The following is a 19,401-nucleotide window of genomic DNA, read 5'->3' on the forward strand; positions in this document are numbered from 1 at the left end:
GGACAAGCCCGGTGGGCTGGTGGCCCCTCGGGCGCACCCGTTGATCACGGCCGCACTGGACCCGTTGCCGATCCCGGCAGCGGTGGTTCTGCGGGCGGGAGACGATCTGGAGATCGTGGTGACCAACCCCGCCTTCGACCAGCGCGGCCTCGCGCCCGGGCTGCCCGCCGGGCTGGATGCGCAACTGCTCGCCGACCTGGTGTCGATCGCGCACCGCAACGACAGCGGCCATGCGGTCCGCCCGTGGATGTCGAACGACCCGGTCAAGGCGCGGCGCTACGATGTGACCGTGGCGCGGATGGACCTGCGCGGCATGGAATGGCCGCATTTCCTGGTCAGCCTGCTCGACCGCACCAGCGAGATCGAGACGCACGACAGCTTCCGCCGCGAAACCATGCGCGACAGCCTGACCGGGCTGCCCAACCGCGCCGGCTTCGAGGACGAGGTCGAACGGCGGCTGGCCGACCATCCCGCCGATGGCCGCTCGACGATGGGGGCGTTTGCGATCATCACCATCGATATCGCGCGGTTCAGCCAGATCAACGAATGCGCTGGCAGCATCGTCGGGGATGAATTGATCATCACCGTGGCGCGGCGTCTGATGGGCCGGATGCGCAAGACCGATCTGGTGGCGCGGATCGGTGGCAACGAGTTCGCGCTGTTCGTGCCGCTGCGCGGAACGACCCCGCGCGAGCTGACGCGAATCACCAATCGCATCCGCGACATCTTCGTCCAGCCCTACCGCCTGTCCGATCTTGAAATCCAGATCGATGGCGCGATCGGCATAGCGCTCAGCAAGCCGGGCCAGACCGATTGCGCCAATTACATCCGCCAGTCGCAGATCGCGCTCAAGCGCGCCAAGCGCACGCGTCAGGCGGAAATCTACACCCCCGAGGAGCTCGACAAGGCGCGCCGCCGCTTCACGCTGGAAACCGAATTGCGCAAGGCCATCGAGCTCGACCGGCTGGAGCTGTATTTTCAGCCGCTGATCGACATGAGCAACGGCTTCGTCACCGGGTTCGAGGCGCTCGCGCGGTGGAAGGACCCCGATTACGGCATGATCTCGCCCGTGGAATTCATCCCCGTGGCAGAGGAATGCGGCCTGATCCTCCCGCTGGGACGCTGGGCGCTCGAACGCGCCTGCCAGGTGCTGAACGAATGGGATGCCAAGGCGGGCGAGCAGCTGCCGCTCAAGATCAGCGTCAACGTGTCTGCCGCCCAGTTCGCGCGCGACGACATTCCCAACATGGTCTCAGGGATCCTGCGCGCCAACAAGACCAGGCCGGAGCGGATCATGCTGGAGCTGACCGAATCGGTGGTGGTCAGCGATCCTGCGCGCGCCGCCAAGGTGATGCATGCGCTGCGCGCGCTCGATGTATCGCTGGCGATGGACGATTTCGGTACCGGCTATTCGAACCTAGCCTATCTGCAGCAATTGCCGATCGACGTGCTCAAGATCGACCGCAGCTTCGTGACGCACATGCTGCAGGAACGCGACAAGGTGGCCATCGTCCGCGCGATCCTGTCGCTGGCGAGCGCGCTGGGCATGGAAACGACAGCAGAAGGCATCGAAACGCAGGAGATCGCGCATACGCTGGCGGCCCTGGGCTGCTCGTATGGCCAGGGCTATTTCTATTCTCCGCCGGTGCCCGCCAACCTGGCCTATGATTTCATGATCAACCGCATGGGCTGATCAGTCCGCGGATCGCGCCACCTCACCTGCGATCTCGCGCAGCCGGTCGATCTGCGGAAAATCCTCGGCGATCCAGCGCCGCCGGATTTCGCCCAGCGTCTTCGCCACGGCCGGGCCTGCGTGAATTCCCATCGCCAGAATGTCGCGGCCACCCAGCGGAAATTCGGGTGCGGTCCAGCCCTGCAGGGCCCGCCAGCCCGCCTCCAGCGACGGATCGGGCGCGCGCAGCAGCAACCACGGGGAGACGCTCTCCACCGGCTGGACCTGCGCTGCGATCTGCCGCGCGGTGCCCTCAGCGGGCCAGGGCGTCGCAAACCGCCCGATGGCCAGCCGCTGTGCCTTCGAGAGCCGAAGCCGTGCCGCGACCGTATCGGCCAGTTGCGGATCGGCTGGCAGCAGCGCCGCGAGCCGCAGCATGGGCTCGGGCCTGGCCGCCACGCGTGCCTCGCGCGCCAGCAACGTCGCCAGCTGCGCCAGACCATCGGGTGCCATCTCGGGCAGGATCACCTGCCAGATGCCGCAATCGGCTATCAATCGGGCTGCAGGCAGGGGGTCGGCGCTGCCCAGCAGCAGCAGCAGTTCGCGCGCGATCCGTTCGCGTGACAAGGCCTTCAGCCGATCGGCATGCGTGGTGCACGCTGCCAGCGCCTGCGGATCGGCCTGGCCGCCAAAGCGCGCGTGAAAGCGGAAATAGCGCAGGATGCGCAAATGATCTTCCAGGATGCGCTCGCCGGCATCGCCGATGAACCGCACCAGCCGGGAATCCAGATCAGCGAGCCCGCCGAAATAATCGGTGACCTCGAGCGTGGCAGGGTCGGCGAACAGCGCATTGATGGTGAAATCGCGCCGCGCCGCGTCCTCGCGCCAGTCGTCGGTAAAGGCGACCTCGGCATGGCGCCCATCGGTGGCGACATCGCGGCGCAGGGTGGTGATTTCGACCGGCCCCATCGGCAGCACCGCGGTCACTGTACCGTGCGCGAGGCCGGTGGGGACAGCGCGGATGTCCGCCGCCTCCAGCCGCGCGATCACCTCTTCGGGGGGCAGCCGGGTGGCGATATCGATATCCGTCGCCTCGATCCCCAGCCGGGCATCGCGCACCGCGCCGCCGACATAGCGGCAATGGTCGCCATCGGCGTTGAGCGCGGCCAGCATCGCTGCCAGATCCTCGCGCGCGGTCCATGCAGCGGTGATTCGGGTCATGCCATCACCCCTTCCAGCCGCCGCGACAGATTGGCTATGATACCGGCGGTCACGCCCCAGATGCGGCGCTGACCCCATAGGATCTCGATATAGCGGCGCTCGGTGTCTTTCCACATCGTGCTGTGGTGGACATGGTTGTCGCGATCGAGCACGAAAGCGAGCGGAACCTCGAACCAGTCGGCGACCTCGCCGGGATTGGGCGAATAGCTCAGATCCGGCGGGATGACGCCCAGCACTGGCGTGATCGCAAAGCCGCTGCCGCTGCGATAGACATCGGCCGATCCGATGACGCGCACATGATGCGGCGACAGCCCCAGTTCCTCGTCCGCCTCGCGCAGCGCCGCTGCCACCGGGCTGGCGTCGTCGGGGTCGATCTTGCCGCCTGGAAAGGCGATCTGGCCGGGGTGGCTGCGCAGATAATCGGGTCGCTGGGTCAGGATGACACCGGGCTGCGGACGATCGGTCACCGCGATCAGCACCGCAGCAGGAATGTGCAGCCCCCGATCGGGTGGAATGTGCGCCTCGTCCTCGCCCGGCATGCCTTCGCTCGCCGCCAGGGCATCGGACAGCCGGTCAAACAGGCTCATTGGCCATCGATCCGGTCGAGGCGGAAACAGGCCCCGTCGCTCCAGATCGACAGACCCGCCGTTGCATCATCAGCCTCAGCCAGCGCAAGCTCCACAAGGTCATAATAGACTGCGCGCTCGATCCGCGCTTCAAGCCCGCGCCACAGGCCCAGATAGGGGCGGGGCTCGTCTGCCGTGCCGCGCATGGTGAACGCCTTGTCCGGCCCTGCCACCACCAGCTCGTCGGTGTTGAGACGGAAGGCGAGCCTGCGGTCCTGGCCTTGCCCTTCCGACTTGAGCTCCACCGCCAGCAGCGGGGCGTCCTCGACCTCGATCCACTGCTTTTCGAACGGCGTCACCAGCGCGAACCGCCCGTCGTCCTCGCGGCGCAGAACGCTTGCGAACAGCCGGACCATCGCGGGGCGGGAAATCAGCCCGCCCTGGTGATACCAGCGGCCATCGGCGGCGATGCGCATATGGCTGTCGTTCTCGGCGGCGGGGCTCCACTGTTCGACCGGCGGCAGTTTGCGCGCAGCGACGAGCGCCGCAATATCGGCGAGCGAGAGGTTCTGCATCTCGGGGGGAGGGTCATAAGGCATCAGTCTGCCAGATAAGCACGCAGCGCCGGTGATGCAAAGGGCGATGCCGCGCTTTTGCCGATCAGATCATCCGCCAAGGGCCCAGCATCCCGCGTTCCGGGATCGGCAGATCGGGCCGCACCAATGCCAGCAGGCGGTGCTGCTCGTAGGGCCCCGGTAACGTCCAGCCGCCGGTGCGATCCGCCGAGAAGCCGAAGCGCGTGCCGTAATATTCGGGATCTCCCAGCAGCACGAGCGGCAGCTTTTCGCCCACGCCCAGCGCGCCGAACACCGATGCCATCAGCGCCCGGCCGATACCCTGATCCTGATGATCGGGCGCGACGCCCACCGGCCCCACCAGAATCATCGGATAGGCAAGGCCATCGGGATCGGTCAGCGCCACCGGCCAGCATTGGATCGATCCGACCAGATAATCCTGGTCGTCGAGCGCCGCAAAGCTGAGCGCGGGTAGCGGATCGAGCCCCTCCCGCACCCGATAGATGGTGCGGCTGGCGCGATCGGGCCCGAACACCTGATCGAGCAATTGGTCAACCCAGGCTTTATCCACCTGATCCAGCGGGATAATGTTAAATTCGGTCATCGGTCCAGACGGCTCATGAGGCAACGGAAGCCCGCGCAATTAGGGGGCTGGCCCCGACAAGTCGAGCGCAATTCGCACCACCCGGAGAGCGGATCGACAAAGGTTTGCCAAAAGCGCGCGGCTTTCCTATGTGTCTTAATGGCAACAGGGGATGAGCATGGACGCGACCGCAAAACCGCATGGATCAATCTGGCTGGCGCGGTTGTGCCTGCTTCTGGGCGCCGGAGCCATCGTGATGGCGCTCGCCGGCGCGATCGGTGCGGGGCAGGATTGGTGGGGCAAGCTGACCGGGCTGAGCGTGGTTACCGCTGCGGTCGTGGTCGCGCTGCTGGGGCTCGTCTTCTCGCTCATCGTGCTGCTGCTGTATCGCAAGAAGGGCACCCGCATCCGCGATCTCACGCTGATGGGCCTGATCTGCTCGGTCGCCTATCTGGGCTTCATCGGCTATTGGGTCAACATCGCGATGGGCGTGCCGCAGATCCACGACATCACCACCAATCTCGACAATCCGCCCCAGTTCCAGGTTCTCAAGCTGCGCCCGGACGACTTTGCCGACATCCCGGGCCGCGGCGAGCCGAAATATGCGGGGATGGACGCGATGGAGCGCTGGAAGGTGCTGCACCGCGAAGCCTATGGCGATCTCAAGACCGTGACGCTCAAGATGCCGGTCGATCAGGCGGTGACCCTGGCGGAGAAGCTGGCACGCGAACGCGGCTGGAAGGTCGCGCTCGCCAAGCCCGAAGAGGGGCGCGTCGAGGCGGTGGATACCGTGTCGCTGTTCCGCTTTCAGGATGATGTCGTCATTCGCATCCAGCCGGGTCCCGGTGGCCTGACCAGCGAGGTCGATGTGCGATCGGTGTCGCGCGTCGGGCGCAGCGATCTCGGCGTCAACGCCAACCGCATCCGCAATTTCCTCAAGGACCTGCAGGCCGCAGCGCCCAAGGGCTGACGGCGCGCGAAGTCTCTACCCCTGCTGCAGGGCGGCGCTCGACGCCTGTTCGATCCGGCTGCGTTCGGCGAGCATCAGCGTCGAACTCGCCTTGGCCAGCACCTTGCCTGCAGCGTCGAGCAGCTGTCCTTCGAAAAAGCAGGTGCTGCGCCCGCGCCGTTCGACCCAGGCCTTGGCCAGCACCAGGCCAGGGCGGGCCGGGGCAAAGAAGCTGACCTTCAGCTCCAGCGACATCGGCACGACATCAGGCCCGGTCATCGCCATCGCGGCATGCGCCATCGCCGCATCGATCCATCCGCTCACGAACCCGCCCTGAACCACGCCGCCCGAATGGCACATGTGCATCCCCGCCTGATATTCGATGGTCGCGCGGCCTTGCGGATCAAGTTCGACGATGCGCACAAATCCTAGCGACTGGTTGAGATCGGATGGTGCCGACGCGGCTTCGATAAGGGTCATGGTGCTCCACAGGGTCAGTGATCGATCATCGCAGCCAACCGGCAACCATGCTGAATGTCAAACGACTTTGGGGCCGCGGGCGGAACCCTCACGGCCTTGCCCGGTAATTGGGAGACAGACACAGGAGCTTTGCCATGACCCCCATCCAGACTTTCCTCGGCGCGACCATGCTGGCAGGAGCCACGCTTCTGGCGGGGTGCGGCAACGATCCGCAGGACAGCAGCGCCGCGCCCGAGGCACAGACCGCCCAAGCGCCTGCGGCCGACATGCCGCCGATGACCGCGACCGCGACGCTGAAGACCGCCGATGGCAAGGATGCCGGCACGGTCACCGCCACCGAACGCGAGGACGGGATCGCCATTGCTGTCAGCGCCACCGCGATGAGTGCGGGGGAGCATGGCATCCATGTCCACATGACCGGCAAATGCGAAGGCCCGAAGTTCGAGAGCGCTGGCGGGCACTGGAACCCCACAGGAGCAAAGCACGGGCTGAGCAATCCGCAGGGCCAGCACCATGGCGACATGCCCAATCTGACCGTGGCGAGCGATGGCACCGGCAAGCTGGATTATGTCATCCGCGAGGCACAGATCGGCGAGATGATGGATGCGGATGGCGCGGCGCTGGTCATCCACGCCAAGGTTGATGACCAGATGACCGATCCCTCAGGAGACAGCGGCGACCGGATGGCCTGCGGCGTCTTTACCCGCGGTTGATCACGGCTGGCGGCGTTGCTGATAGTCGATGCGGATGCGCACCCATTCGCCGACCTTGGAGACGCCGCCGACCCGTGGCGGGCGGACCCTGAACTGCCACGCCGCCGCCAGCACGGCCCGCGCAATCCCGGAGCCTTGCGGATTTTCGCCCAGCTGAACGCAATCCTCGACGCGGAAATCGGGCACCGTGCGGCAGGCGATCAGCGCCGATCCGGGGCCACGCGCCGTCGACAGATAGCCTGACAGCTCGTCCTCATAAGGTTCGCGGTACCAGGCTGCAGCATACAGCGGCTCGCCATTGGGGCCTGAACCCACCCTTTCGCTGTCGCCCGGCACGCCCTTGTCTGCCGGACCATAGACCTGCCCGGGCTTGATGACCGCGCGCGCCTTGGGCGCAGCCGGCGGCGCTGCGGGCGCGGCCTGCGGTGAGGGCATCGGAATGATCGGCGGCGGCGTGGGCGAGACCTGCGGGGTGACCACCGGGCTCGGCGTCTCGACCGGGCTTTCGGTCTCTTCGGTCGGCTGCGGCGACTGCGCGGCATTTTCGGCGGGCTTGGGGCTTTCCTCCTCGGTCTTTTCCTCGGAGGGGTCTGGGCTGACGCCGAACACCGTCATCAGCTCTTCTTGCGGCTTTTCCCCGGGCGGCGCGATCGACAGCGACAGCAGTGCCAGCACGAACAACAGCTCTGCGAGCAGCGCAAACAGCACCCCGCCCGCGCGCTCACCCAGCCGCGATCGCAGCCAGGTCATCGCCCGGCCACGTGCCTCTGGTTCTTCGGAAAGGGGTTCGGTCGGGGCAGTATCCATCAGCGGCAGGCTAGCTCTCGTGCGGTTGCGGCCCCCCAGCCCCTGATTATGCCCGAATGGTGCCGCTTGTCGGATTCGAACCAACGACCTACCGCTTACAAGGCGGTTGCTCTACCAGCTGAGCTAAAGCGGCGCTTCAGGCGCATTTGCGCCGCGTCCAATGCTCTATTTGACGCCAAAGGTCCAGCCTTCAGTGACGCGGATGGCGTCATCGAGCGCTTGCGGGTTCCAGAAGCTGTGCCAGAGCGCCTCATCGCGCGCGGCATCGCGCAGCCAGGCTGCCGTGATCAGCGCATCGGTGCTGTGATCGTCATGCGCCATCAGCGGCGCGGGTGGCAGGCTGCCCAGCTGCGTCAGCGCCGCATGCAGCCCCTCGGCATCGCGCACCTTGCTCCGCGACAGCCCGCGTCCAGCGGCGCGAGCGGCAATGGTGGTGTAGATTTCGACGATCACCGGGCCGCGGTCGGGCACCGGGTCGAACGGCCAGACCGGAATGCGCCCGGCAAGCCGGTGGAGCACCCGCATGCCCGTGAGGCTCGACTTGCCGACCTGCGCTGCGCCCACAAGGTTGAAGCAACTGGCGCTGTTGGCCTGCCCGGTGATCCGCTGCTGCTGCTCCACCGCGCGCAGCCGCCCGGTGCCTGCCAGCCCGAAGCGGTCGCCGGTATCGCCCTTGCCGTGGCGAAAATAGCGCCGTGCCTGGTCATGGCCAACGAAGCTCGCCGCGCTCAGATGATCATCGCTGGCGCACAGCGCATCCACCATCGCCCACAGCGCGCGCGCATCGGCCGGGCTTTCGTCCCAGCCGGGAAAATAGCCGCCCGCGTCGACAAACGGGAAGGATGGCGACAGGTCCATGCCGATCAGCATGTCGGTCCCGGCATCGGCATGCGCGAGCAGCCAGTCCAGCGCCTCGGCGCGCGACCAGCCACCGTGCGGGCGCAGCAGCACCGGCTGCGCATCTGCAGCGGCGGCGATGGTTGCCAGCGCCAGCCCCTTGGGCCGCGCGACCGCCTGACCCGACCAGTCGAAACAGGCATAATGGGCAAACTGGCGCATGGGTCAGCGGATCTGCTTCAGCACCTCGGCGGTGAATTTTGCGATATCGAACGGATCCGCGCCGGTGTCATAGCCGCGCCGCACGATCACCAGATCGCGGCTGGGGATGATGACGAGGTGCTGGCCGCGATTGCCCAGCGCGGCAAAGGCATCGGACGGCACGCCCTCGCTCTTGTTCATCAGCCAGAAGCTGGCGCCATAGCCGAACGGATTGCCCGCAGGCTGCGGACCGCTTGGCCGCGTGACATAGTCGCGCCAGCCTTCGGGCAGCACGCGCTTGCCGTCCCACAGGCCGTCATTGAGATACAGCAGGCCCATTCGCGCCATGTCGCGCGCGGTGGTCCAGACCTGGCTGGAAAGAATGTAATTGCCCTGCCAGTCGGTCTCCGCCCAGGTGCGGGTCATGCCCAGGGCATCGAACATCTGGTGGGGGTGCAGATCGGGCGCGGCATCGCGCGCGGCGAGCGTCGCCAGCAGGATGTCGTTGTTGGCATAGCGAAAGCTGCTGCCGGGCTGGTGGAGCATCGGCCAAAGCGTGGTCCATTGCCGCACGTCGCCAGCCGCCATGTACACCGCATCGGTGCGGTTGCCGGCCGTGTCGCTGACGAGGCCGCTGCCCATGCGCAGCAGGTGATCGACCGTGATTGCCTTGCGCGGATCGCCATCGACAGTCCATTCGCGCACCGGGGTGTCGGGGATGGCAAAGCCCTTCTGCCGGACGAACCCCACGTAGGTTCCCGCCATCGACTTGGCGACCGACCAGGTGCGCTGCGCGGTGTGCATGTCGTGGCCGGGCTTGTAGCGCTCCTGCACGATCCGGCCCTTGTGGACGATCACCACGCCGCTGGTCTTGCCGCCGAACGCCTTTGCATCGAACGCGCTTTCCACCAGCTGGTCGAACGGGGTGATCATCATGATCCGCGGGTCGCTGGCATCGGCATCGCCCTTAGGCCAGGCGAGGGAATCGGCACTGCCGGGCTGCGCGCGTTCCAGCGTTTCGGCAGGCAGGCGGCGGCCGTCATTGGTCCAGCCGATCGGCATCGATGTGCATCCCGTCACCGGATTGTGCCGGGCGATGCGCGGCGGCATGTCATCGGCAAAGGTGACGCTGACCTGATGCGCGGCCTCGTCGATCTCGGCCTTCAGCGTCGGCACGATCGGCGCGATATGCGCATAGATTCCGGTGAGCTCATCCGCCTCGATATCGGCGAGTGTCTTGTTGCCGTTCCACAGCCCCGAACACACGAACTGCGCCTTGTAGCCGGCCGCCTCCGCGCGATCCATGCGGGAGGGTTCTGCGGGCGCCGGCGTGGTCGGCTGGGCCATGGCGGGCGCCGCCAGCGCCAGCGCGAGGGCAAGACTAACGGCGATTGTCTTCACGCATCTTCTCCCATGTGCGCATGCGTTCGGCGATGCGCGCTTCATATCCGCGTTCGACCGGTTGGTAGAAACGCTGCGGGTCCATGTCTTCGGGCCAGTAGTTCGCGCCCGAAAAGCCCTCTGCCTGATCGTGATCATAGGCATAGCCCTTGCCATAGCCGATGTCCTTCATCAGCTTGGTCGGCGCGTTGAGAATGTTGGACGGCGGCATCAGCGACCCTGTAGCGCGGGCACTTTTCCACGCGGCTTTCTGCGCGGCATAGGCGGCGTTCGATTTGGGCGCGGTGGCGCAATAGAGGCAGGCCTGCACGATCGCCAGCTCGCCCTCGGGGGAGCCGAGAAACGCGTAGGCATCCTTGGCGGCAAGGCACTGCACCAAGGCCTGCGGGTCGGCCATGCCGATGTCTTCGCTGGCAAAGCGGGTGATCCGGCGCAGCACGTAGAGCGGCTCTTCGCCCGCCACCAGCATCCGCGCGAGATAATAGAGCGAAGCCTGCGGATCGGACCCGCGCATCGCCTTGTGCAGCGCGGAAATGAGGTTGTAATGCCCCTCGCGGTCCTTGTCATAGACCGGCATCCGGCGGTGCAGCAACGCGGCGAGCCCCGCAGGATCGAGCGGCGCATCGATCCGCACCGACAGCAAGGTCTCGACCTGGTTGAGCAGGAAGCGGCCATCGCCATCGGCCGATGCGATCAGCGCCGCGCGCGCATCGTTGGTCAGCGGCAAGCTTCGCCCGGTCAGCGTTTCTGCCCGCGCGATCAGCGTCCCCAGCGCCGCCTCGTCGAGCCGCCGCAGGATCAGCACCTGGCTGCGGCTGAGCAAGGCTGCGTTGAGTTCGAACGAGGGGTTTTCGGTCGTAGCCCCCACCAGCACCACCGTGCCGCGCTCGACAAAGGGCAAGAAGCCATCCTGCTGCGCGCGGTTGAAGCGGTGGATCTCGTCCACGAACAACAAGGTGCGTTGCCCGGCACCCGCCATCTTCTCGGCCTCGGCAAAGGCTTTCTTGAGGTCCGCTACGCCCGAGAACACCGCCGAGATGGCCACGAAACGCATGCCCGTTGCCTCGCCGAGCAACTGTGCCATGCTGGTCTTGCCGGTGCCGGGCGGCCCCCACAGGATCATCGAGGATAGCTTGCCCGCAGCGACCATCCGCCCGATCGCGCCATCGGGTCCGGTCAGATGGTCCTGGCCGATGATCTCGCCCAGGTTTGCCGGGCGCAGCCGATCGGCCAGCGGCGCATCGGCTGCGGGCTGGTGACGGCTGGTATCGGGAGACAAGGTTTGGAACAGGTCGCTCATCGCCGTCACGCTAGCGGCTGGCGCAAGCCGGGGGAAGGGGATGAAAAATGCATCCATCGCACAATGGAGCCTTGTCAAACTCTATCTAAGATATATCTTGTGTGTATCGAGATACACAGGAGATAGAATCGATATGAGCATGCGTTTCAAAATGGGCGGTGGCCCGCGCGGCGAAGGCAATCCGTTCATCGCCATGAGCTTTGGCCGGGGCGGTGGTCGTGGCTGGGGCGGCGACTGGGACTTTGGCAACTGGAGCTTCGATGGCGGTCGCGGTGGACGCGGCGGCGGCGGTGGCGGCCGAGGAGGTCGCGGCCGGCGCCGGATGTTCGACAGCGGCGAGCTGCGCATCGTGCTGCTGGCGCTGATCGAGAAGGAGCCGCGCCACGGTTATGACCTGATCAAGGCGATCGAGGAAATGACGGGCGGCGATTATGCCCCCAGCCCCGGCGTGGTCTATCCGACGCTCAGCCTGCTGGAAGACACCGGCCTGATTGCCTCGGTCGAAACCGAAGGCGCGCGCAAGGCCTTCCGCATCACTGATGCTGGCGTGGCCGAACTGACCGAAAAGCGGGGCGAGGCGGATGCGCTGCTGGCGCGTCTGTCCGAAGCCGGCGAAGAGCGCGAACAGCGCGCCGGCGGCCCGCAGATCGGCCGTGCGGTCGGCAATCTGATGGCTGCGATGGCCCACCGCCTCGCCAGCGGCGAGACCGATGCGGAGTTCAAGCACCGCGTCGCGGAAATTCTCGACGAAGCCGCACAGAAGATCGAGCGGCTTTGAAGAATGCCATCAAAAGCCCTCCCCCTTGATGGGGGAGGGTTGGGTGGGGGTGATCTCACCGGGTTGTGCAAGCCCGCGACATCGAGCCAACTTTATCCAGCCGCACCGTCACCCTCACCGCTGCGACTAGGTGGCACAGCCACCAAGTCTCGCTGCCTCTCCCATCAAGGGAGAGGCAAATGGGAGCTGCCTCTCCCATTAAGGGATAGGCAAGGTAAAGTGCCCGAGGCCTCAGGCCAGCAACGATACGTTCCCGCCGGCGGCTGTCGTGTCGATGCACACGTGCCGCTCGTGCACGCAGCGCTGGGCGAAATGCTCTTCGGTGAACAGCGGCAGGATGGCGCCGTCGCGCGCGGCCAGCGCCTTGCGGATGGCGCGCTGGTCGTCGCTGGTGCTCCAGGCTGCGACTGCATCGAACCCGGCGATCTGGGCCAGATCGGCGCGTTCGATAAAGCCATCGATGGCGTGCGGGCCCTTGGCTCCGGGAACGACGATCAAGGATGCGCAGCCTTCGGACTGCGCCGCCTGCGCCTGCGCGATCGCGGCCTCCACCGTGGGGCCCAGGCACAGCACACGGCCGCGCGCATAGGTGGACAGCACGTTCGATTCGCCGGTCGGCCCCGGCATCGTCAGCGTATCGAGCGGCAGTTCGGTGACGCGCGGCAAGGCAGCGAGCGCGGCTTCGACCTCGCCGCGCGCCGCGATGCGGGTGAGCGGGGGCAGATCGAGCTGCGGGCCGGGTGCGGCGGCGAAGCGCGGCAGATAGCGCGGGCCGCCTGCCTTGGGACCGGTGCCGGACAGGCCTTCGCCGCCGAAGGGCTGCGCGCCGACAACCGCGCCGATCTGGTTGCGGTTGATGTACATGTTGCCTGCATGGACTCGCGCCGTCACCTGCTCGACCCGGCTGTCGATGCGTGTCTGCAATCCGAAGGTCAGGCCATAGCCGCGCGCATTGATGCGATCGACCAAGGCGTCGATCTCTCCAGCCTCGAACGTGGCAATGTGCAGTACCGGGCCGAAAATCTCTTCGGCCAGATCCTCGATGCCGCCCACCGCAATGGCCGCCGGGCCAACGAACCAGCCGGTCTCGGGCGCTTCGAGCTGCTTGAGCAGCCGCCCCTCGCGCCGGGCGGCTTCGATATGCGCTGCGATTTTCTCGCGCGCGGCCGGATCGATCACCGGACCGACATCATTGGCCAGCCACCACGGATCGCCCAATGTCAGCGCATCCATCGCACCGAACAGCATCTCCTTGAGCGAATCGGCAATGTCACGCTGGACGTAGAGCATGCGCAGCGCCGAGCAGCGCTGGCCCGCCGACTGGAAGGCCGAGGCAACGATATCGCGCACCGCCTGCTCGGGCAGCGCAGTCGAATCGACGATCATCGCGTTGAGGCCGCCGGTTTCGGCAATGAGCATCGCCTGAGGGTCGCAATGGTCGGCCATCGCGCGGTGGATCGCCTGCGCGGTCGCGGTCGACCCGGTAAAGCAGGTGCCGGCGATCGCGGGATTGCTGGTCAGCGCGGTGCCGATGACTCGGCCTGGCCCCGGCATCAGCTGCAGCGCATGCGCCGGCACGCCGGCCTGATGCAGCAGCTGTGTCGCGAGATGCGCGATCAGCGGTGTCTGCTCCGCTGGCTTGGCGAGCACCGCGTTGCCCGCCGCCAGCGCAGCGGCGATCTGGCCGGTGAAGATCGCCAGCGGGAAGTTCCAGGGCGAGATGCAGGTGATGATGCCGCGCGGGGCGTCAGCCGGATTGGCCAAGGCCTCTGCCGCATAATAGCGCAGGAAATCGACCGCCTCGCGCAGTTCTGCGATCGCATCGGGCGCGCACTTTCCGGCTTCGTGCGCGAGCAGCGCGAAGATCTCGCCGTGGCGCGCTTCCATCAGGTCGGCCGCACGGCCCAGCGTGGCGGCACGCTCCGTCACCGGCGCATCCCATGGCCGTGCTGCGGCGATCGCGCTTGCAGCCTGTTCGGCGCTGGCATCGCGGATCATGCCGATCTGCCGGTCCGGGTTGGCCGGGCTGAACAGCGCACGTTCCTGCGCGGCCGCGCTGGGTGTGCCGACGATGATCGGCGCAGCGTGCCACTGATGATCGGCAAAGGCCGATCGCGCTTCGAGAAAGGCGTTGAGATCGGCACGATTGGCAAGATCCCAGCCGTGCGAGTTGACCCGAGCCGGGGCGTAGAGCGCTGCCGGGCGGATAATCTTGGCGTCCGCTTCTGCGCGCGCCGCTTCGAGCTGCTCGAACGGGTCGGCCGCAATCGCCTCGGCGGGCACGGCGTGGTTGGCGAGCTGGTTGACGAACGAGGAGTTGGCGCCGTTCTCGAGCAGGCGGCGCACCAGATAGGCGAGCAGTTCCTTGTGCCGCCCGACCGGCGCGTAAATGCGCGAGCGGACCTTCTCGTTGCGCAGCAGTGCGTTGTGCAGCGGTTCGCCCATGCCGTGGAGCCGCTGGAATTCGAAGTCATCGCGGTTGCCTGCCATCTCGAGGATCGCAGCGACACTGTGCGCATTGTGCGTGGCGAACTGCGGATAGATGCGGTCGGTGAGCTTGAGCAGCTGCGCCGCGCAACAGATATACGAGATGTCGGTGGCGGCCTTGCTGGTGAATACCGGGAAATCGGGCACGCCATCGACCTGCGCGCGCTTGATCTCGCTGTCCCAATAGGCGCCCTTGACCAGCCGGACCATGATCTTGCGGTCGAGCGATTCCGCAAGCCCATAGAGCCAGTCGATGACGAAGCTGGCGCGCTTGCCGAAGGCCTGCACCACGACGCCCAGGCCATCCCAGCCGGCAAGCGTGGGATCGTTCAGCACCATCTTGATGATGTCGAGCGACATGCCGAGGCGATAAGCCTCTTCGGCATCGATATTGAGTCCGATGCGCGCATCGCGCGCAGCGCGGGCGAGTTCGAGCACCCGGTCGGCGAGCGCTGGCACGCACTCGTCAGCCTTGCTCATCTCGTAGCGCGGATACAGCGCAGAGAGCTTGATCGACAGGCCCGGGTTGGTGCGCATGTCGTCGGTCTTGGCAGCATCCGCGATTGCGCGGATGGCATTCATATAGGCTGCGAAATAGCGGTCGGCGTCGGGGAAGGTAAGGGCCGCTTCGCCCAGCATGTCGTAGCTGAAGGTCGCGCCTTCCGCCGCCCATTTGCGCGAGCGCTTGAGCGCCTCGTCCATGTCCTCGCCCAGCACGAACTGGTTGCCGAGCTCTTTCATCGCCCGGCGCACGGCGGCGCGGATCACCGGCTCGCCCAGCCGCTTGATGGCGCCGCGCAACGCATCGAGCGGCCCCTTGCTGACCGATCCTTCGAGCACCGATTGCGTCATCGACAGCGCGAAGGTGCTGGCGTTGACCAGAGTGTGTTCCGACTTGCCGAAGTGCTCGCGCCAGTTCGCCGGGCTGATCTTGTCCTCGATCAGATCATCGATCGTTTCGGCATCGGGCACGCGCAGCAGCGCTTCTGCCAGCGTCATCAGCGCCAGCCCCTCGTCCGAAGACAGGCCGTACTGGCCGAGGAAGCTTTCCATCAGCGTGGGGCCGGAGGCAGCGCGGACATCCTCGACCACGCGGACCGCGCGCGCGCGGATACGAGCGCGCAATTCGGGCGAGGGGGCGTAATGCGCCATCAGATAATCGAGCACCGCGCCTTCATCGGCACGGTGATGGGCGCGCACGGCATCGCGCAGCGCAAGCAATTGGGTCATGGGTTGCGGCCTTTTCCGGGGAGGACCATGGCGGTGCCCTTACAGATATTTGCAGGCATTTGAAGCCTTGCAACGGGGCTGCGGCAACAAAGCGGTGGGTTGCCGTCTCAAACCGCCTCGAAAACCGCAAAAATCGCTATGCACGGCCAAATGTTACAGATATGCGACCGTTTCATGACGGGGAACATGTCATTCGCCAGATAGCCGCCTTGCCTTACCGCACCGCGCGCGACGATGTGAACGCGCCGGTGACCATCCTGCTGGTGACCTCGCGCGAGACGCGCCGCTGGGTGCTGCCCAAGGGCAACATGATTGAAGGGCTGCAACCGCATGCCGCTGCGGCGCACGAGGCCGAGGAAGAGGCTGGCGTCAAGGGCGCGGCCTGCCCGACCCCGCTGGGCAGCTATCGCTATCGCAAGAAGCGCAAGAACGGCGCGATGCTCAATGTCGATGTCGAGGTGTTTCCGTTCTCGGTCACCGATGTGCTCGACGAATGGGAAGAGCAGGACCAGCGCGACCGACAATGGTTCTCGCTGGAAGAGGCAGCGCAACTGGTCGACGAGCCTGAGCTGTCCGAGCTGATCCGTCGTTTCCGCGCCAGCGAATCCGACAGGCGCATCGCCAAGAGTGGATTTGTCCTCGATACGCAGAAAGCCTCTCCGAAAATGGCCGTATTCCAGTGGGTTCAGGCACTGCTGCCCAAGCAGGGCAACTTCTTCGAACTGTTCGAGGCGCACGCGCTGACCCTGCTTTCGGGTTCGAACGCCCTGGCGCGGCTGCTGAACGGCGGACCCGGCATGCGCGACCATATCCAGGAACTGGTCGAGCGCGAGCACGAGGCAGACCAGATCACCCGCGAAGTGCTGCAGACCGTGCGCCGCACCTTTCTGACGCCGTTCGATCGCAGCGCCATTACCAGCCTGATCGCCGCGATGGACGATGCGATCGACGAGATGCAGAAGACCGCAGGCGCGATCGATCTGTACGAGGTCACCGAGTTCAAGCAGGAAATGAAGGATATCGCGGCGATCATCGTCGATTGCGCGCGGATCACGGTCGAGGCGTTGCCGCTGCTGCGCCAGGTCAACCGCAACGCGCATCGGCTGCACGAACTGACCGAGCGGCTGGTGACGATGGAAGGCCATGCCGACGAGATTCATGCGCGCGGGTTGAAGGCGCTCTACAAGCAGCATGGCGAGACCAGCCCGCTCCGGTTCATCGTCGAACGCGAGCTGTTCACGCATCTCGAGCGTGTGGTCGACCGGTTCGAGGATGTCGCCAACGAGATCGACGGCCTCGTGATCGACCACGCCTGATCGGTCGGCGCTGCCCTCATGGAAACCACCATCATTGCCATGCCGCTGCTGATCGCGTTGATCGCGCTTGCGCTGGCGTTCGACTTTCTCAACGGACTGCATGACGCGGCGAACTCGATCGCCACCGTGGTCTCGACGCGGCTGCTCAAGCCGGTCCACGCGGTGCTGTTTGCCGCCTTCTTCAATTTCGCTGCGTACTGGGTGTTCGGGCTCAAGGTGGCCGAGACGATCGGCAAGGGCATCATCGATGTCGATATCGTCAACCCGCAGGTGATCTTCGGGGCGCTGGTCGGTGCGATGTTCTGGAATGTCGTGACCTGGTGGAAGGGCATACCATCGTCCTCGAGCCATGCGCTGATCGGCGGGCTGATCGGCGCGGGAGTGACGCGTGCCGGACTGGACGGCATCGTCTGGTCGGGCGTGCTCAAGACCGCATCGGCGATCGTTCTGTCGCCGACGATGGGGATGATCCTGTCGATCCTGCTGGTGGTGGTGACGTCGTGGTTCTTCCTGCGCGCCACCGCCAGGCGGGCCGAAGGCGCATTCAAGACGCTGCACCTGATCTCGTCGGCCGCCTATTCGCTGGGCCATGGTGCCAATGATGCCCAGAAGACGATGGGGCTGATCACGGTGCTGCTCTATTCGCAGGGCATGCTCGATGGCGAGTTCGCGGTGCCGCAATGGGTGGTGCTGAGCTGCTATGTCGCGATCGCGCTGGGCACGTTGTCCGGCGGGTGGAAGATCATCGAGACGATGGGCACGCGGATCACCAAGCTGTCGCATCACCAGGGCTTCTGCGCGTCTGCCGGGGGCTCGGTGATGCTGTTTGCCGCCACGGGCCTTGGCATCCCCGTATCGACCACGCACACGATCACCGGCTGCGTCGTCGGCGTCGGCGCGGCGCGTCGTGCATCGGCGGTGCGCTGGGGCGTGGCCGGCCGGGTGGTGATCGCCTGGCTGATCACCATCCCCGCCTCGGCGGCGGTCGGCGCCTTGTTCTACTGGTTGACGACGATCTGGGGTTGAGCGCCGACGGCGTCGATCAGATGACGCCGACGTCCTTTCCAGCCGCCTCGAAGATGCCGAGGATCTGCGTGACCTGTTCAGCCGAGTGCTCCGCGCACAGCGAGCAGCGCAGCAGCGTCATGCCGGCAGGGGTTGCGGGCGGGCGGGCGAGATTGACGTAGAGGCCGCGGTCGAGCAGCGCTTCCCACATCTGCGCGCCTTTGAGCATATCGGTCATGATCACCGCGATGATGCCGCTCTGTGCTTCGGGCGTACCGAGCTGGAAGCCGAGATCGCGCAGCCCCTGATGCAGCCGCTTGGAATTCTCCCACAGGTGCGCGCGCTTGTTGCCGGCGTGCATCAGCTTGCGGATGCTGGTTGCGGCGGTGGCGACCACCGACGGCGGCAGGCTGGCGGTGAACACATAGGGGCGGCAGACGAGGCGCAGCACCTCGAACTTGGGATGGTTGGAGACGCAGAAGCCGCCGACGGTGCCGACCGACTTGCTGAACGTGCCGATGATGAAATCGACATCGTCCATCACGCCGGCAGCCTCCGCCACGCCGCGGCCGTTCTCGCCGATAAAGCCCATCGAATGCGCCTCATCAACCAGCACCATCGCGCCAGCCGCCTTGGAGATGGCGACCATTTCCTTGAGCGGCGCGATATCGCCGAGCATCGAATAGACGCCTTCGAGCACAACCAGCTTGCCCGCTTCAGCAGGAAGGCGCTTCAGCCGCTTTTCCAGCGCCTCGACGTCATTATGGCGGAAGGCGACGATCTGCGCATTGCCCAGCGCACAGCCGTCATAGATCGAGGCATGGCTGTCGATGTCGAGGATGATGTAATCGTCCTTGCCCGCCATCGTCGAGATGATGCCGAGGTTCGCCTGGTATCCGGTGGAAAAGACCATCGCATGGTCCATCCCGTAGAATTCCTTCAGCGCTTCCTCGCAATCGCGGTGCCCGGCATAGGTGCCGTTGAGCACGCGGCTACCGGTGGTACCCGATCCGAAATTGTCGAGCGCGGCCTTGCCTGCATCGAGCACGTCGGGATCGAAGGTCATGCCCATGTAGTTGTAGGTGCCCAGCAGGATCGTTTCCTTGCCGTTGCACATCGCAACCGTGGGCGATTTGACCGATTCCATGACCAAGGCATAGGGATCGCGCACGCCATGCGAGAGCAGGGCTTCGCGCTCGCCAATCAGGGCGTCGAACTTGGAAAACAGGTCGGTCATGGGGTCATTCTCTGATGGGGAAAGCCGGGATAGGAACTGGCAG

At 65.8% G+C, this 19,401-nt stretch carries 17 protein-coding genes and 1 tRNA gene; 6 read left to right on the forward strand and 12 right to left on the reverse strand.

The genetic code is table 11. The annotated features are described in order from the left end of the window. Window positions 1–40 precede the first annotated feature (40 nt). Entirely contained in the window at window positions 41–1,693 is a 1,653-nt protein-coding gene (locus LI72_RS12140; protein WP_052129771.1) for a putative bifunctional diguanylate cyclase/phosphodiesterase, read from the forward strand. On the opposite strand, the gene LI72_RS12145 is transcribed toward LI72_RS12140, so the two are convergent. The 4 genes from LI72_RS12145 to LI72_RS12160 all read right to left on the reverse strand — a co-directional run bounded on the left by LI72_RS12145 (window position 1,694) and on the right by LI72_RS12160 (window position 4,638). Then, on the reverse strand, window positions 1,694–2,893 hold the full coding sequence (locus tag LI72_RS12145; protein ID WP_033926044.1) for a CCA tRNA nucleotidyltransferase: 1,200 nt from the start codon (window positions 2,891–2,893) through the stop codon (window positions 1,694–1,696). Next, entirely contained in the window at window positions 2,890–3,480 is a 591-nt protein-coding gene (locus LI72_RS12150) for a CoA pyrophosphatase (RefSeq protein ID WP_033926045.1), read from the reverse strand. Before LI72_RS12150 ends, LI72_RS12145 begins: the two co-directional genes overlap by 4 nt. Next, window positions 3,477–4,058: a DUF1285 domain-containing protein gene (locus tag LI72_RS12155; protein ID WP_033926046.1), complete on the reverse strand. Its 582-nt coding sequence runs from the start codon at window positions 4,056–4,058 to the stop codon at window positions 3,477–3,479. Before LI72_RS12155 ends, LI72_RS12150 begins: the two co-directional genes overlap by 4 nt. 61 nt (window positions 4,059–4,119) lie before the next feature. After that, window positions 4,120–4,638: a GNAT family N-acetyltransferase gene (locus LI72_RS12160; RefSeq protein ID WP_033926047.1), complete on the reverse strand. Its 519-nt coding sequence runs from the start codon at window positions 4,636–4,638 to the stop codon at window positions 4,120–4,122. A gap of 157 nt (window positions 4,639–4,795) precedes the next feature. Between LI72_RS12160 and LI72_RS12165 the strand changes: the two genes are divergently transcribed. Then, the gene (locus LI72_RS12165) at window positions 4,796–5,587 is read left to right on the forward strand and encodes a DUF1499 domain-containing protein (protein ID WP_197051887.1); all 792 of its coding nucleotides are present in this window, start codon (window positions 4,796–4,798) and stop codon (window positions 5,585–5,587) included. Between the two features lie 15 nt (window positions 5,588–5,602). On the opposite strand, the gene LI72_RS12170 is transcribed toward LI72_RS12165, so the two are convergent. Beyond that, entirely contained in the window at window positions 5,603–6,046 is a 444-nt protein-coding gene (locus LI72_RS12170) for a PaaI family thioesterase (protein ID WP_033926049.1), read from the reverse strand. 134 nt (window positions 6,047–6,180) lie between these two features. Here LI72_RS12170 and LI72_RS12175 point away from each other — a divergent pair, with 134 nt between their 5' ends. Continuing rightward, window positions 6,181–6,759: a superoxide dismutase family protein gene (locus LI72_RS12175; RefSeq protein ID WP_033926050.1), complete on the forward strand. Its 579-nt coding sequence runs from the start codon at window positions 6,181–6,183 to the stop codon at window positions 6,757–6,759. On the opposite strand, the gene LI72_RS12180 is transcribed toward LI72_RS12175, so the two are convergent. The 5 genes from LI72_RS12180 to LI72_RS12200 form a co-directional block, all read right to left on the reverse strand. Beyond that, on the reverse strand, window positions 6,760–7,566 hold the full coding sequence (locus LI72_RS12180; protein WP_033926051.1) for a hypothetical protein: 807 nt from the start codon (window positions 7,564–7,566) through the stop codon (window positions 6,760–6,762). It lies immediately after the preceding gene. A 57-nt stretch (window positions 7,567–7,623) separates the two neighbouring features. Further along, window positions 7,624–7,699, reverse strand: a tRNA-Thr gene (locus tag LI72_RS12185). A gap of 32 nt (window positions 7,700–7,731) precedes the next feature. Continuing rightward, window positions 7,732–8,625: a hypothetical protein gene (locus LI72_RS12190; RefSeq protein ID WP_033926052.1), complete on the reverse strand. Its 894-nt coding sequence runs from the start codon at window positions 8,623–8,625 to the stop codon at window positions 7,732–7,734. 3 nt (window positions 8,626–8,628) lie between these two features. Further along, window positions 8,629–10,005, reverse strand: a complete 1,377-nt coding sequence (locus LI72_RS12195; protein WP_033926053.1) for a serine hydrolase domain-containing protein — start codon at window positions 10,003–10,005, stop codon at window positions 8,629–8,631. Continuing rightward, window positions 9,986–11,305 (reverse strand): replication-associated recombination protein A, encoded by a 1,320-nt coding sequence (locus tag LI72_RS12200; RefSeq protein ID WP_033926054.1) that lies wholly within the window; start codon window positions 11,303–11,305, stop codon window positions 9,986–9,988. The genes LI72_RS12195 and LI72_RS12200 overlap by 20 nt, the downstream gene beginning before the upstream one ends. Window positions 11,306–11,438: 133 nt before the next feature. Here LI72_RS12200 and LI72_RS12205 point away from each other — a divergent pair, with 133 nt between their 5' ends. Beyond that, window positions 11,439–12,083 (forward strand): PadR family transcriptional regulator, encoded by a 645-nt coding sequence (locus tag LI72_RS12205; RefSeq protein ID WP_331378448.1) that lies wholly within the window; start codon window positions 11,439–11,441, stop codon window positions 12,081–12,083. A 231-nt stretch (window positions 12,084–12,314) separates the two neighbouring features. Here LI72_RS12205 and putA read toward each other — a convergent pair whose 3' ends face one another. Next, a complete protein-coding gene (gene putA / locus LI72_RS12210) occupies window positions 12,315–15,800 on the reverse strand; it encodes a bifunctional proline dehydrogenase/L-glutamate gamma-semialdehyde dehydrogenase PutA (protein ID WP_033926055.1) in 3,486 nt (1,161 codons plus the stop codon). 161 nt (window positions 15,801–15,961) lie between these two features. Between putA and LI72_RS12215 the strand changes: the two genes are divergently transcribed. Then, entirely contained in the window at window positions 15,962–17,116 is a 1,155-nt protein-coding gene (locus LI72_RS12215; protein ID WP_197051888.1) for a DUF47 family protein, read from the forward strand. An 18-nt stretch (window positions 17,117–17,134) separates the two neighbouring features. Next, window positions 17,135–18,142: an inorganic phosphate transporter gene (locus tag LI72_RS12220; protein WP_033926056.1), complete on the forward strand. Its 1,008-nt coding sequence runs from the start codon at window positions 17,135–17,137 to the stop codon at window positions 18,140–18,142. Between the two features lie 16 nt (window positions 18,143–18,158). Here the strand turns inward: LI72_RS12220 and spt are convergent, their stop codons facing one another. Further along, complete coding sequence (gene spt / locus LI72_RS12225) at window positions 18,159–19,358, reverse strand: serine palmitoyltransferase (RefSeq protein WP_033926057.1); 1,200 nt, start codon at window positions 19,356–19,358, stop codon at window positions 18,159–18,161. Window positions 19,359–19,401: the final 43 nt, after the last annotated feature.

It is taken from the genome of Sphingomonas sp. 35-24ZXX (assembly GCF_000786215.1).
In the GTDB taxonomy this organism is placed as follows: Bacteria; Pseudomonadota; Alphaproteobacteria; order Sphingomonadales; family Sphingomonadaceae; genus Blastomonas.

Coding starts and splice junctions, on each gene's coding strand:
- LI72_RS12190 (WP_033926052.1), bottom strand. CDS start 8,625: ATGCGCCAGTTTGCCCATTATGCCTGTTTCGACTGGTCGGGTCAGGCG.
- LI72_RS12170 (WP_033926049.1), bottom strand. CDS start 6,046: ATGACCCTTATCGAAGCCGCGTCGGCACCATCCGATCTCAACCAGTCG.
- LI72_RS12215 (WP_197051888.1), top strand. CDS start 15,962: ATGCGACCGTTTCATGACGGGGAACATGTCATTCGCCAGATAGCCGCC.
- LI72_RS12220 (WP_033926056.1), top strand. CDS start 17,135: ATGGAAACCACCATCATTGCCATGCCGCTGCTGATCGCGTTGATCGCG.
- LI72_RS12155 (WP_033926046.1), bottom strand. CDS start 4,058: ATGCCTTATGACCCTCCCCCCGAGATGCAGAACCTCTCGCTCGCCGAT.
- LI72_RS12145 (WP_033926044.1), bottom strand. CDS start 2,893: ATGACCCGAATCACCGCTGCATGGACCGCGCGCGAGGATCTGGCAGCG.
- LI72_RS12205 (WP_331378448.1), top strand. CDS start 11,439: ATGAGCATGCGTTTCAAAATGGGCGGTGGCCCGCGCGGCGAAGGCAAT.
- LI72_RS12160 (WP_033926047.1), bottom strand. CDS start 4,638: ATGACCGAATTTAACATTATCCCGCTGGATCAGGTGGATAAAGCCTGG.
- LI72_RS12200 (WP_033926054.1), bottom strand. CDS start 11,305: ATGAGCGACCTGTTCCAAACCTTGTCTCCCGATACCAGCCGTCACCAG.
- LI72_RS12150 (WP_033926045.1), bottom strand. CDS start 3,480: ATGAGCCTGTTTGACCGGCTGTCCGATGCCCTGGCGGCGAGCGAAGGC.
- spt (WP_033926057.1), bottom strand. CDS start 19,358: ATGACCGACCTGTTTTCCAAGTTCGACGCCCTGATTGGCGAGCGCGAA.
- LI72_RS12180 (WP_033926051.1), bottom strand. CDS start 7,566: ATGGATACTGCCCCGACCGAACCCCTTTCCGAAGAACCAGAGGCACGT.
- LI72_RS12175 (WP_033926050.1), top strand. CDS start 6,181: ATGACCCCCATCCAGACTTTCCTCGGCGCGACCATGCTGGCAGGAGCC.
- LI72_RS12165 (WP_197051887.1), top strand. CDS start 4,796: ATGGACGCGACCGCAAAACCGCATGGATCAATCTGGCTGGCGCGGTTG.
- putA (WP_033926055.1), bottom strand. CDS start 15,800: ATGACCCAATTGCTTGCGCTGCGCGATGCCGTGCGCGCCCATCACCGT.